At 71.0% G+C, this 12,747-nt stretch carries 14 protein-coding genes; 6 read left to right on the top strand and 8 right to left on the bottom strand.

Annotated features, from left to right (window positions below; translation table 11 throughout):
• Positions 1–256, top strand: a 256-nt coding sequence (locus tag N864_RS25070; RefSeq protein WP_034717533.1) for a hypothetical protein, incomplete at its 5' end; no start/stop codon positions are given.
• Between the two features lie 68 nt (positions 257–324).
• Here N864_RS25070 and N864_RS13360 read toward each other — a convergent pair.
• Positions 325–801: a CoA-binding protein gene (locus tag N864_RS13360; protein WP_034717535.1), complete on the bottom strand. Its 477-nt coding sequence runs from the start codon at positions 799–801 to the stop codon at positions 325–327.
• Positions 802–966: 165 nt separating this feature from the next.
• Here N864_RS13360 and N864_RS13365 point away from each other — a divergent pair, with 165 nt between their 5' ends.
• Together N864_RS13365 and N864_RS13370 are read left to right on the top strand one after the other, a co-directional pair.
• A complete protein-coding gene (locus N864_RS13365) occupies positions 967–1,302 on the top strand; it encodes an ArsR/SmtB family transcription factor (protein ID WP_034717537.1) in 336 nt (111 codons plus the stop codon).
• Position 1,303: 1 nt separating this feature from the next.
• Positions 1,304–1,789, top strand: coding sequence for an SRPBCC family protein (locus tag N864_RS13370; RefSeq protein ID WP_034717539.1), 486 nt, complete (start codon positions 1,304–1,306; stop codon positions 1,787–1,789).
• Between the two features lie 137 nt (positions 1,790–1,926).
• Here N864_RS13370 and N864_RS13375 read toward each other — a convergent pair whose 3' ends face one another.
• From N864_RS13375 to N864_RS13405, 7 genes are all read right to left on the bottom strand, one after another.
• Positions 1,927–2,298: a hypothetical protein gene (locus tag N864_RS13375; protein WP_034717552.1), complete on the bottom strand. Its 372-nt coding sequence runs from the start codon at positions 2,296–2,298 to the stop codon at positions 1,927–1,929.
• Between the two features lie 116 nt (positions 2,299–2,414).
• Entirely contained in the window at positions 2,415–3,218 is an 804-nt protein-coding gene (locus N864_RS13380; protein WP_034717541.1) for an HpcH/HpaI aldolase family protein, read from the bottom strand.
• Positions 3,203–3,988 (bottom strand): 2-oxo-hept-4-ene-1,7-dioate hydratase, encoded by a 786-nt coding sequence (gene hpaH, locus N864_RS13385; RefSeq protein WP_034717543.1) that lies wholly within the window; start codon positions 3,986–3,988, stop codon positions 3,203–3,205. Before hpaH ends, N864_RS13380 begins: the two co-directional genes overlap by 16 nt.
• Positions 3,989–4,037: 49 nt before the next feature.
• Positions 4,038–5,198: a 3,4-dihydroxyphenylacetate 2,3-dioxygenase gene (gene hpaD, locus N864_RS13390; protein WP_034717545.1), complete on the bottom strand. Its 1,161-nt coding sequence runs from the start codon at positions 5,196–5,198 to the stop codon at positions 4,038–4,040.
• 44 nt (positions 5,199–5,242) lie between these two features.
• On the bottom strand, positions 5,243–6,829 hold the full coding sequence (hpaE, locus tag N864_RS13395) for a 5-carboxymethyl-2-hydroxymuconate semialdehyde dehydrogenase (protein WP_051518557.1): 1,587 nt from the start codon (positions 6,827–6,829) through the stop codon (positions 5,243–5,245).
• Positions 6,830–6,853: 24 nt separating this feature from the next.
• Entirely contained in the window at positions 6,854–7,555 is a 702-nt protein-coding gene (locus tag N864_RS13400; RefSeq protein ID WP_034717547.1) for a GntR family transcriptional regulator, read from the bottom strand.
• Positions 7,552–9,078 (bottom strand): fumarylacetoacetate hydrolase family protein, encoded by a 1,527-nt coding sequence (locus N864_RS13405; protein WP_034717549.1) that lies wholly within the window; start codon positions 9,076–9,078, stop codon positions 7,552–7,554. The genes N864_RS13400 and N864_RS13405 overlap by 4 nt, the downstream gene beginning before the upstream one ends.
• Positions 9,079–9,203: 125 nt before the next feature.
• Between N864_RS13405 and N864_RS13410 the strand changes: the two genes are divergently transcribed.
• The 3 genes from N864_RS13410 to N864_RS13420 all read left to right on the top strand — a co-directional run.
• Positions 9,204–10,604 (top strand): MFS transporter, encoded by a 1,401-nt coding sequence (locus N864_RS13410; protein WP_051518558.1) that lies wholly within the window; start codon positions 9,204–9,206, stop codon positions 10,602–10,604.
• 21 nt (positions 10,605–10,625) lie between these two features.
• Positions 10,626–12,512, top strand: a complete 1,887-nt coding sequence (locus tag N864_RS13415) for an FAD-binding monooxygenase (protein WP_034717557.1) — start codon at positions 10,626–10,628, stop codon at positions 12,510–12,512.
• Positions 12,509–12,747 (top strand): aldehyde dehydrogenase family protein (locus tag N864_RS13420; RefSeq protein WP_034717551.1); only part of this gene is annotated, 239 nt, incomplete at its 3' end. The genes N864_RS13415 and N864_RS13420, both read left to right, overlap by 4 nt.

The following is a 12,747-nucleotide window of genomic DNA, read 5'->3' on the forward strand; positions in this document are numbered from 1 at the left end:
GGCCCGGCGCTGGCAGCGGCTGCTCGGACCGCCCGGCGCGCCGGACCTCGCCTGGCGCCTCCCCGTCGGGCCGGTCATCCGCCTCGTCCCCGGCGAGGACGACCACGTCGAGCAGCTGACGCTCTCGGTCCGCGACGCAGACCTTGCGTTCCGCGTCTGGGCGGACGCCGCCGAGCCGGCCCTCCCCGGGTTCCCGGTGCGCTTCGTCGGCTCACGCACACCGCTGGGCGGCTGGCCGCGACGCGACCGCGACTGAGCGGCATACGAACTCGGTATGCCGCCCAGCCCAGCGGGCGCCCCGCTGCCCTCCCCGCCGGGCCGCCCTCAGACGCGGCGCGGCACGTGGCCGTTCAGGCTGAACACCCAGCGCATCATCTTGTGACCCGGGTCGCTGACCGGCTCGAACATGAGGGGACAGCCACCGTCGATGACGGTCAAGCCGTGCTGACGCCCGTAGTCGGCGGCCTCCTGGGAGACGCTCCCGGCCCCGACGGACCGGTGCATCCAGACGTCCTTGATCCCGAGGGACTCGCACTCGCGGACGGTGTCGAGCGCCCGGTCGGGCCGGGTGCCGATGACGACGGCCTCGACGCCGCCGGGGATCGCCGCGAGGTTGGGGTAGGAGCGGTCGCCCTCGACCTCGTCGGTGTTGGGGTTGACCGCAAAGACGTCGTACCCGCGCTCCTTGAGGCGCTGGTAGACGACGTTGCTGCCGTGACTGCCCGGCGTCCTCGAGACTCCGGTGACGGCGACGCGCTGGTGGCGGAGGAACTCGTCCGCCGCCTCTTTGATCGACTGCATGTGCCTCTCCTCTCCCCGCCGCGCACCTCGCCCGGCGGTCCGCCGTGCCGTCATCGTCCGGGCGCCGGCAGCTGGCCGGCAGGGCCGAACGTCCCGCCACCTCGGGGGTCGCACCTGCAGGCAGAGGGTTGACAACATACAACCGAATGGTTGTATATTGGTTGCGTGACCGCGAGCAGCGAGGACCGGGCGGACGCCTTCTTCCACGCGCTCGCCGACCGGACGCGGCGGGACATCCTGCGCCGCGTCCTGGCCGGAGAGCACTCGGTCTCCGCGCTGGCAGCGAAGTACGACATGAGCTTCGCCGCAGTGCAGAAACACGTTGCGATCCTCGAGCGGGCCGGCCTGCTGACGAAGCGCCGTCAGGGCCGCGAGCAGCTCGCCAGCGGGGATGTGGAAGCGGTTCGCACCGTCGCCTCGATGCTCAGCGAGCTCGAGGAGGTCTGGCGCGGCCGGATCGACCGAATCGACGCACTACTCAACGAGACCGAGGAGCACTGACATGCCCGTCACGAACGTCACCAAGGACCTGGACGCCCGCACGATCGTCATCACGGCCCAGTTCCCCGCCCCCGTCGAGCGCGTCTGGGCGCTCTACGCCGACCCGCGCCAGCTGGAGCGGGTGTGGGGGCCGCCGACCTACCCCGCGACCTTCGTCGACCACTCGCTGCGCGTCGGCTCCCGCTCGACGTACTACATGACCGGCCCCGAGGGCGACAAGCACGCCGGCTGGTGGCAGATCACGGCCGTCGACGAGCCGCACAGCTTCAGCTTCGACGACGGCTTCGCCGACGCCGACCTCCAGCCCAACCCCGACCTGCCGGTCTCGCACAACGTCTACACGTTCGAGGACCGCGACGGGGGGACCCTCGCGACGTTCACGAGCAGCTACGACACCGCCGAGGCGCTGCAGCAGGTGCTCGAGATGGGCATCGAGGAGGGAGCAACCTTGGCCATCAACCAGATCGACGCCTTCCTCGCCTCGTGACCGTCAGTCCGTATGCCGCTGAGCCCGACCCGCGCGAGGCGTTGCCTCCGCGCGGGGCCGGGTGAGCGGCATACCACTGGCCCGGGGACCGGCGCCGGGAGACGTGGATCCGGGGGTTTCGGCGTCGCGGGCGCGCCTCAGGCGGACTGCACGACGCGCTCGAGCGCGACCGCCTGGGAGCGCTTGAGCTCGGCGTCGGCCGGGTCGTGCGGCTCGATGTCGTTCGCGGCGCGGCGCAGGTCGTCAGCCTCGCGACGGACGAGGTCGCGCACGTCGTCGTGGGAGAGCTCGCGCCGCGGCGCGTCGGCGACACCGACCCCGACGGCGGACATCTCCAGCGCCTGCGCAGGCTGCTCGGAGCCGAGGGGCACGGCCTCGGCGTTGTCGATCGCGGCGAGGGCGATCCGGTAGGCGGCCACATGGTCCCGGTTCCGCTCTCGCATCGCCTGCTTGAGCTCGCCCCGCAGGGCGGCGCGCAGGTCCGGACGGTCGGTGGGTCGCTCTGGCATGAGGCGACGGTAGCCCGGCACGGGGCTCGGGCGCGTCCCGATTTCCGGCCGGCTCGGCCGACTCACTCGGCCGACTCACTCGGCCGACTCACTCGGACGGCGAGCCGCCACGGTGATCAGGACGTCGTCTCGCCGCCCTCCGCGTCGGCCGGGATGAAGGTGGCGGCGAGCGCCTCGGACGAGCGGGCCAGGAGCGCGACGTCGGCCCCCACGAGCACGAAGGTCGCGCCGGCCTCAAGGTAGGCCCGGGCCGCGTCGGGGGCGAAGGCGTTGACGCCGACCGGCCTGCCAGCGGCGCGCACGGCCTCGAACGTGCGCCGGACGGCGGCCACCACGTCGGGATGGGACTGCTGCCCGATCAGTCCCATCGAGGCGGCGAGGTCGGACGGGCCGACGAAGACCCCGTCGACCCCGTCGACGGCGGCGATCTCGGCCGCGGCCTCGACACCGGCAGCCGTCTCGACCTGGACGAAGAGGGACACGTGCTCGTCGGCGTGCTCGAGGTAGCCCTCGACGCGGTTCCACCGCGCCGACCGTGCCAGCGCCGAGCCCACCCCGCGCTTGCCGCGAGGCGGGTAGCGCACGGCCTCGACCGCGGCCCGCGCCTCGTCGGCGGAGGAGACCATCGGCACGAGGAGGTTCTGGGCGCCGAGGTCGAGCACCTGCTTGATCGTCACCGTCTCGTTCGTCGGCACGCGGACGACCGGGGTGACCTGGTGCGCCGCGACGGCCTGGAGCTGGCCGAGGACCGACTCGAGACCGTTGGGCGAGTGCTCCATGTCGATGAGCAGCCAGTCGAGACCGGCACCGGCACAGATCTCCGCGATGAGCGGCGAGCCGGAGCAGACCCACATGCCGACGAGTGGGCGGGTCGCGCCGGTGAGGTCGTCGCGGAAGGTGGGGCTCAGGCGAAGCGGCATGTGATCGTTCCCATCGGTCCGTAGTCGCAGAGCACGCTGTCGCCGCGGGAGACCCACATGGGCCGGGTGAACGACCCGGCGAGGATGATCTCACCGGCCTCGAGACGCGCACCGTGCTCGTGGAGCTTGTTGGCCAGCCAGGCGACGCCGGTGGCGGGGTGGTTGAGCACTCCGGCCGCGACGCCGGTCTCCTCGATCGTCTCGTTGCGATAGAGCAGCGCCGAGACCCAGCGGAGGTCCACCTGGTCGGGCCGGACCGGGTTGCCGCCGAGCACCATCCCGCCGTAGGCGGCGTTGTCACTGATCGTGTCGACGATGGTGCGGCCCTCCAGCTCGATGTGCGAGTTGAGCACCTCGAGCGCCGGCGTGACGTACTCCGTCGCCCGGAGCACGTCGAACAGCGAGCAGCTCGGTCCCTCGAGGGGTGCCTTGAGGACGAAGGCGAGCTCGACCTCGATCCGGACGTTGGAGAAGTCGTCGAACGGGATCGTCGAGCCGTTCTCCCACACCGTGTCGTCGAACATCACCCCGTAGTCCGGCTCGGTGATGCCGGTCGCCTGCTGCATCGCCTTGGAGGTGAGGCCGATCTTGCGGCCGACGAGGCGCCGGCCGCCGGCCAGCATCCCGTCCCGCCACACGCCCTGGATCGCGTACGAGTCCTCGACCGTCGCGTCCGGGTAGCGCGCCGTGATGCGCGGGATGACGGTCTTGGCCCGGTCGGCCTCGGCGAGCTCGGCGGCGATCCGCTCGATCACCTCGCGGTCGAGCATGCGTTCCTCCTGGTGCGTCGTGCGGCCTGTTGCGTCGTGCGGTGGTGGCTCAGAGCTGGTGGCCGAGCTTGTACTCGCCCTGCTTCCAGCTCGGCAGCTCGCCGGCGTCGTCACCCTGTCGGGTGTAGGAGAAGCCGTCGGCACCGATCGTCACGGCCATCTCCGACGAGTCGGTCCGGGCGACGACCGGCTTGGGCTTGCCGTCGAGGTCGAGGACGAGCGAGGCCTCGGTGTACCAGGACGGCACGACCGGGTTGCCCCACCAGTCACGCCGCTGGTTGTCGTGCACGTCCCAGGTTACGACGGGGTTGTCGGGGTCGCCGGTGTAGTAGTCCTGGGTGTAGATCTCGACCCGGTGCCCGTCGGGATCGCGCAGGTAGAGGTAGAACGCGTTGGACACGCCGTGCCGACCGGGGCCGCGCTCGATGTGGTCCGAGATCCGCAGCGCGCCGAGCTTGTCGCAGATCGACAGGATGTTGTGCTTCTCGTGGGTCGCGAAGGCGACGTGGTGCATCCGCGGTCCGTCGCCGCCGGTCATCGCCGTGTCGTGCACGGTCGGCTTGCGGCGCATCCACGCCGCGTAGACCGTGCCCGCCTCGTCCTGGATGTCCTCGGTGACGCGGAAGCCGAGGTCCTGCATGAACTTCGTCGCGCGCGGCACGTCGGGGGTGACCTGGTTGAAGTGGTCGAGGCGCACGAGCGCGCCGGGCGTGTAGAGGTCGTAGCGCCAGGCGAGCCGCTCGACGTGCTCGACCTCGTGGAAGAACTCGTACGGGAAGCCGAGCGGGTCCTCGACCCGGACCGAGTCACCGATCCCCTTGGTGAAGCCGTCCGCCCGCCGCTCGACCCGGCAGCCGAGCTCGGTGTAGAAGGCGACGGCCTGGTCGAGGTCCTCCGGCGTGCGCACCCGGTAGGAGAAGGCGGCGACCGCCGCGACCGGCCCCTGGCGCAACACGAGGTTGTGGTGGATGAACTCCTCGAAGGTGCGCAGGTAGACCGTCTCCTCGTCCTCCTCGGTCACGATGAGGCCGAGCGCGTCGACGTAGAAGTCCCGGGACCGCTTCAGGTCGGTGACGACGAGCTCAATGTAGGCGCACCGGAGGATGTCCGGCGGGGCGGCCTGCGGAGTCGGCACCGGGTTGTCCGTCTGGATCGGGGCCTCCTGGGAGACGTAGAAGCCCGATGAGGTGAGGGTCTTGTCGTTCGTCATGGCAGCGTCCTTGCGTGCGTGGTGGTGCGATGAGTCGGAGAGGGTCAGCGGGGGTCGGGGTCGTCGACGTCGGTGACATGGTGCTCGTTCTTGCCGAACGAGGGGTTGTGCACCTTGCCGAGGGTGATGTGCACCGCCTGCTGGTCGGTGTAGAAGTCGATCGAGCGGTAGCCGCCCTCGTGGCCGAGTCCGGAGGCCTTGACGCCGCCGAACGGGGTGCGCAGGTCGCGCACGTTGTTGGAGTTGAGCCAGACCATGCCCGCCTCGATCGCCTGCGCGAAGTTGTGGGCGCGCTTGAGGTCGTTGGTCCAGACGTAGGCCGCGAGCCCGTACTTCACGCCGTTGGCGAGGGCGAGCGCCTCCTCGTCCGTGTCGAAGGGGGTGATCGCGACGACGGGGCCGAAGATCTCCTCCTGGAAGATCCGGGCGTCCGGCTTGACGTCAACGAAGACGGTCGGGGCGACGAAGTTGCCGGTGTCGAAGCCCTTGGCGCGGCCGCCACCCGCGACGAGGCGGGCCTCCGTCTTGCCGATCTCGATGTAGCTCATCACCTTGTCGTAGTGCTCGGGGTGCACGAGCGAGCCGACCTCGGTGGCCGGGTCGTGCGGGTAGCCCACGACGACGCGCTTGGCCTGCGCGGCGTAGCGCTCGACGAAGTCGGCGTAGATGTCGCGCTGGACCAGGATGCGGCTGCCGGCGGTGCAGCGCTCGCCGTTGAGCGAGAAGACCCCGAAGATCGTCGCGTCGACCGCTGCGTCGAGGTCGGCGTCGGCGAAGACGACCGCCGGGCTCTTGCCGCCGAGCTCCATCGACAGGCCCTTGAGGTAGGGCGCCGCGTTGCCGAAGATGAGCTGCCCCGTGCTGCTCTCACCGGTGAAGGAGATGAGCGGCACGTCCGGGTGCTTGACGAGGGCGTCGCCCGCGTCCTCGCCCAGCCCGTTGACGAGGTTGAAGACCCCCTGCGGGAGACCGGCCTCCTCGAAGATCCCCGCCCACAGCGAGGCCGAGAGGGGGGTGAACTCGGCAGGCTTGAGGACGACGGTGTTACCCGTCGCGAGCGCCGGCCCGAGCTTCCACGACTCGAGCATGAAGGGGGTGTTCCACGGCGTGATGAGGCCGGCGACACCGATCGGCTTGCGGTTGACGTAGTTGATCTGCCGACCGGGCACCTTAAAGGTGTCGTCGGCCTGGGCCACTATGAGGTCCGCGAAGAAGCGGAAGTTCTCCGCCGCGCGCCGCGCCTGGCCGAGCGCCTGGGTGATCGGCAGGCCGGAGTCGTAGGACTCCATCGCCGCGAGCCGCGCGTCCCGGGACTCGACGATGTCGGCGATGCGGTGCAGGACCCGGGACCGTTCACGCGGGAGCATCCGCGGCCAGGGGCCTTCGGTGAAGGCCCGGCGCGCCGCCGCCACGGCGCGGTCGATGTCGGCCTTCTTGCCGGCCGCGGCCTGGACGTAGGTCTCGTTGGTGACCGGGTCGAGCACATCGAAGGTGTCGCCGTCGACCGAGTCGACGAACTGCCCGTCGATGTAGTGCTGGATCCGCTGCGGCAGGTCCTCGGGGACGCGGCCCGGGGCGCCGGCGGTCGCGGTCGCGGTCGGGTTGTCGGTCGGGCTGGCGGTGTCGGCCATGGATGCCTCCGGGTTCGAGGTGGGTCAGATGCTGGCGAGGTCGTCGACCTCGCCGGGGTGTTCGTGGGAGAGGTAGGCCTGCAGGGTCGCCGAGCGGTGTGCCCGGGCAGCGGCCTCGACCTCGTGGAGCGGAGCGGCCCGCTCGATGAGCTCGAGGATCCGCTCGTGCTCCGAGACGGACTCGCACGCCCGCTCGGGGACGAAGGAGAAGGTGGAGGTGCGCAGTCCACCGAGCCGGGCCCACTCGCCGTTGACGAGCTCGAGCAGGCGCGGGTTGGGGCACCGGGTGAACAGCAGCGCGTGGAAGCTTTGGTTCAGGGCGGTGAAGGTCGGCGGGTCGATGTAGTCGAGCTGGGCGCGCATCTGCTCGTTGACGCGGCGCGCCTGCGCCAGGTCCTCGGGCGTGACGAGCGGCGCCGACAGGGCGGTCGCCACTCCCTCCAGCACGGCGAGGGCCTGCATGCTGTGGCGGTACTGCCGGTCGTCGACCATCGACACGCGGGCGCCGACGTTGCGCTCGAAGGTCACCAGACCCTCCGCCTCGAGCTGACGGATCGCCTCGCGGACGGGCACCACGCTCATGTTGAGCTCGGCGGCGATCGCGCTGAGGACGAGTCGGTAGCCCGGGGTGAAGTCGCGGCGCGTGATCCGCTGGCGTAGCCAGTCGTAGGCCGTGCGCGACTTGCTGATGGACGCGGTCGGGTCGAGGCTCGCGGTGTCGGTCATGCCGGACCCGCCTCATGCTCGGCGTCGTAGCGTGCCTGCCACTCGGCGTTCATCGGGAACAGGCCCTCGAGCGGGTGGCCCTCGGCGACGCGCGCGGCGACCCAGGCGTCGGACTCCTCCTGGGCGAGGGCGGCGTCGGCGACCTCTTCGGCCAGCGCGGGAGGGATGACGATGACCCCGTCCCCGTCACCGACGATGATGTCGCCCGGCTGCACGGTGGCTCCGCCGCAGCTGATCGTCAGGTCGGTGTCCCACGGCACGTGCTTGCGGCCGAGGACGGCGGGGTGGGCGGCGGAGGAGAAGACCGGGATGCCGGTGCCGGCCACCGCGTCGTGGTCGCGGACGGCCCCGTCGGTGACGATGCCGGCCGCGCCGCGGGCCCGGGCGCGGATCGCGAGGATGTCCCCCAGCGTGCCCGCGCCGTGCTCACCGCGAGCCTCGATGACGACGACCTCACCCTCGCCGACCGCGTCGAAGGCGCGCTTCTGGGCGTTCTGGCCACCACCGTGGCTCTTGAAGAGGTCCTCCCGGTTCGGCACGAACCGGAGCGTCCTGGCGGTGCCCACGAGCTTGCCCGACCCGGGCAGCGCCCGGACGCCGTCAATGGAGACGTTGTTGAGACCGCGCTTGCGCAGCTGGGACGAGAGGCTGGCGACGGGTGCCTCGTGCAGCTTGGCGCGCAGCTCGGGCGTCAAGGGCTCGGCGCCCGCGTCCGCCGAGGCGCTGGCGGCGTCCGCCGCCGCCGGTGGCAGGCCCGCAGCCTCCCGGGAGCCCCACGCGGCGATCCGCTGGTCGTCGTCGACGACCGGGAGCGAGCCGACCGCCTCGTCGTAGGCCGGGCCCTCGCCCTCGACGACCGTCGTGACGAGGCGCCCCGAGCTCGCGCCAGTGGCCGGGTCGACGACCTCGACCTCGACGACGTCACCGGGGACGACGACGGAGGAGCCGGCCGGCGTGCCGGTGAGGATGACGTCGCCGGGCTCGAGGGTGAAGTGCTGCGACAGGTCGGCGACGAACTGGGCGAGGGGGAAGATCAGCCCGCTCGCCGCGTCGTCCTGGACGAGGGCGCCGTTGACCCAGGTGCGCAGGCGCAGGGCGTCGGGGTCGACGGTGCGGGCGTCGACGAGGCTCGCGCCGATCGGCGTGAAGCCGTCGCCACCCTTGGACCGGACGTTGGAGCCCTTATCGCCGGCGCGCAGGTCGTACACGCCGAAGTCGTTGGCGGCGGTCACCCAGCCGACGTGGTCCCACGCGTCCGCGACGGACACCCGTCGGGCCGCCCGCCCGATGACGAGCGCGATCTCGCCCTCGAAGGCGAGCAGCTCGGTGCCCGTGGGCCGCTCGATCGTCCCGCCCGAGGCGGCGACGGAGCTGGAGGGCTTGAAGAAGTAGGAGGGGGCCGCCGGTCGCCGCCCCCGCTGGTCGGCACGCGAGGCATAGCTCAGGTGGACCGCGATGATCTTGCCGGGACGGCCGGGCAGCCCGGCGAAGCGCGGGTCAGCAGCATCCGTCTGAGTGCTCATGAGCCTCCTTGCTCTTGCGTTGTATCTGAAACCGTATATGATCTGCCGCACTGGAGCAACTGGTCCCGCCACGACCGCGGGCCACTGCCGAGACAACGACGTCGAGCCGACACAGGAGTCAGCACATGAGCGCCACGCCATCGAAGGAGCCCTCGGTCCCGGGCACGTCCAGTCTGCGCGAGCAACGCCGCGTCGTCATGGCCACCATCGTCGGAACCACGGTCGAGTGGTACGACTTCTTCATCTACGCGGCGGCCGCCGGCCTGGTCTTCGCGGACCTCTTCTTCAAGCCCGCCGGCACCCAGTTCGCGCAGATCCTCTCCTTCATCACCGTCGGGATCAGCTTCCTCTTCCGACCCGTCGGCGCCTTCATCGCCGGCCACCTCGGTGACCGCTACGGCCGCCGCGTCGTCCTCATGCTGACCCTCGTCATGATGGGGGTGGCGACGACCCTCGTCGGCGTCCTGCCGACCCACACCACGATCGGGCTCGCCGCCCCGATCCTGCTCATCCTGCTGCGCATCCTCCAGGGCGTCTCCGCCGGTGGCGAGTGGGGTGGCGCCGCACTGCTCGCCGTCGAGCACGCTCCCAAGCACAAGCGTGGCCTCTTCGGCGCCGGGCCCCAGGTCGGGGTGCCGCTCGGGCTGCTACTCGCCTCCGGCGTCATGGCGCTGATGGCGCAGATCGCGCCCGGCGAGGCGTTCCACACCTGGGGCTGGCGCGTCCCGTTCCTCTTCTCGGTGGTGCTCATCGGCGTCGGCTACTACATCCGCCGTCGCGTCGAGGAGAGCCCCGTCTACGAAGAGATCGCGGAGCGCCAGCACCAGGCGCAGATGCCGATCGTCCAGCTCTTCCGCAAGCACTCGCCGCTCGTCCTCGTCGCCGCCCTCGTCTTCGCCGGCAACAACGCCGTCGGCTACATGACGACGGGTGGCTACATCCAGCGCTACGCGACCGACCCGAAGGGCCCCCTCGCGCTCGAGACCTCGCCGGTCCTGTGGGCCGTCACCGGCTCTGCCGTGACGTGGCTCATCTCGACCGCCGTGGCCGGCTGGGCCTCGGACCACCTCGGCCGGCGCACGACCTACATCGTCGGCTGGGTTCTCCAGCTCGTCGGGGTGCTGAGCCTGTTCCCCCTCGTCAACACCGGCAACATCGGGCTGCTCTTCCTCGGCCTCGCGATCCTCACCATCGGGCTCGGGTTCACCTACGGCCCGCAGGCGTCCCTCTACACCGAGCTGTTCCCGGCCAGCATCCGCTTCTCCGGCGTCTCCATCTCCTACGCCCTGGGGGCCATCCTCGGCGGCGCGTTCGCGCCGACCATCGCGCAGGCGCTCGTCCAGGCGACCGGCGGCACCAGCGCCGTCACGTGGTACCTCGCCGGGATGACGGCGGTCGGCCTGCTGGCCACGCTCATCCTGCGCGACCGCAGCGGCATCCCGCTCGGACCGGACCACGAGGCGGAGCAGTCCGAGGGCTACTTTCAGGGACAGAAGCCGGCGTACGCCAGCGCGCCCGCAAACTGATGGACGGAAGATAGAAGCATGATGCAGTTTCACGACCACGGTTACGTATCGGCCGACCCACGGGTGCGTCCCGCCGCCGGCACGGGGATCGACCGGCCCACCGAGCTGCCGGATGAGGTCGACGTCCTCATCGTCGGCAGCGGGCCGGCGGGGATGCTGCTCGCGGCGCAACTGGCCCAGTTCCCGAACGTCACGACCCGGCTCGTCGAGCGGCGCCCCGGACGTCTTGAGATCGGCCAGGCGGACGGCATCCAGGCCCGCAGCGTCGAGACCTTCCAGGCCTTCGGCTTCGCCGAGGCGATCACGGCCGAGGCCTACCGGATCACCTCGATGAACTTCTGGACCCCGGACCCGGACAACCGGGAGAACATCATCCGCACCTCGCGCACGATGGACGACCCCGAGGGGATCAGCGAGTTCCCGCACCTGATCGTCAACCAGGCGCGGGTCCTCGACTACTTCGCCGAGGCTGCGAAGAACGCGCCGACCCGCACGACCCCCGACTACGGGCTCGAGTTCGTCACACTCAAGTTCGGCGAGGGCAGCCACCCGGTCGAGGTCACGCTGCGCCACACCGTCGGTGAGCACGAGGGCAGCGAGCGCAGGGTCCGCGCCAAGTACGTCGTCGGGTGCGATGGCGCCCGCAGCGCCGTCCGCTCGTCGATCGGCCGGACGATGACCGGCAACCTGGCGATGCACGCGTGGGCGGTCATGGACGTGCTCGCGGTCACCGACTTCCCGGACATCCGCACCAAGTGCGCGATCCAGTCGGAGCACGGCAGCATCCTGCTCATCCCCCGCGAGGGCGGCTACCTGTTCCGGATGTACGTCGACCTGGGCGAGGTGGCCCCCGAGCAGTCCCGCGCCGTCCGCCAGACGACGATCGAGACGGCGATCGCCCGCGCCAACGAGATCCTGCACCCCTACTCTCTCGACGTCCGCTCGGTGGCCTGGTACAGCGTCTACGAGGTCGGGCACCGGCTCACCGACAAGTTCGACGACGTCCCGCACGACTGCGAGGGGCAGGTGCCCCGGGTCTTCATCGCCGGCGACGCCTGCCACACCCACAGCGCCAAGGCCGGCCAGGGCATGAACGTGTCGATGCAGGACGGCTTCAACCTCGGCTGGAAGCTCGGCGCCGTCCTCGAGGGCCGCAGCCCCGAGTCGCTGCTCGAGACCTACTCCGCCGAGCGGCAGAAGATCGCGCAGAACCTCATCGACTTCGACAAGGAGTGGTCGACCCTCATGGCCAAGAAGCCTGAGGAGTTCGAGAGCGCGCAGGCGCTCGGGGAGTTCTACGTCCGCACCGCCGAGTTCCCGGCCGGGTTCATGACCCAGTACGAGCCCTCGATGATCACCGGCGAGGCCACCCACCAGGGGCTCGCCAAGGGCTTCCCGATCGGCAAGCGCTTCAAGTCGGTCGAGGTCGTCCGGGTGGCCGACACGAACCCGATCCACCTGGGCCACCACGCCCGCGCCGACGGCCGCTGGCGGGTCTACGCCTTCGCCGACACCGACGGCTCGGCCCTGCGCGAGTGGGCCACCTGGCTCGCCGAGGCCGCAGACTCCCCCGTCGTCCGCTTCACCCCCGAGGGCGCCGACCTCGACGCGGTCTTCGACGTCAAGGTGGTCTACCAGCAGGACCACACCGAGGTGGACACCACGACCGTGCCGCCGGTCTTCTACCCGCGCGTCGGGCCGTTCCAGCTCATCGACTACGAGAAGGTCTACGCGGCCCACCCGGAGACCGACATCTTCGACGTGCGGGACATCGACCGCGGCGGCTGCGTCGTCGTCGTCCGACCGGACCAGTACGTCGCCCACGTCCTGCCCCTGTCGGCGACCTCGGAGCTGTCCGAGTTCTTCGCGCGCAACATGATCGACCAGCCGAGGGCGGCCCGCGCGTGAGCCCAGGCGCCAACCCCGACACGAGCACGAGCCGGAGCGAGGAGGCGCTGCTGGGGCAGGTCCCCGACGGGCTGCTCATCAACGGAGAGTGGCGAGCGGCCGAGGGCGACAGGACCCTCGACGTGCACGACCCGGCGACCGGACGGCTCGTCAAGCAGATCGCCGACGCCTGCGTCGCCGACGGCCGGGCCGCGATGGACGCGGCGGCCGGCGCCTTCCCCGCGTGGGCGGCGAC

This window comes from Intrasporangium chromatireducens Q5-1, assembly GCF_000576575.1.
Taxonomy (GTDB): Bacteria; Actinomycetota; Actinomycetes; order Actinomycetales; family Dermatophilaceae; genus Intrasporangium_A; species Intrasporangium_A chromatireducens.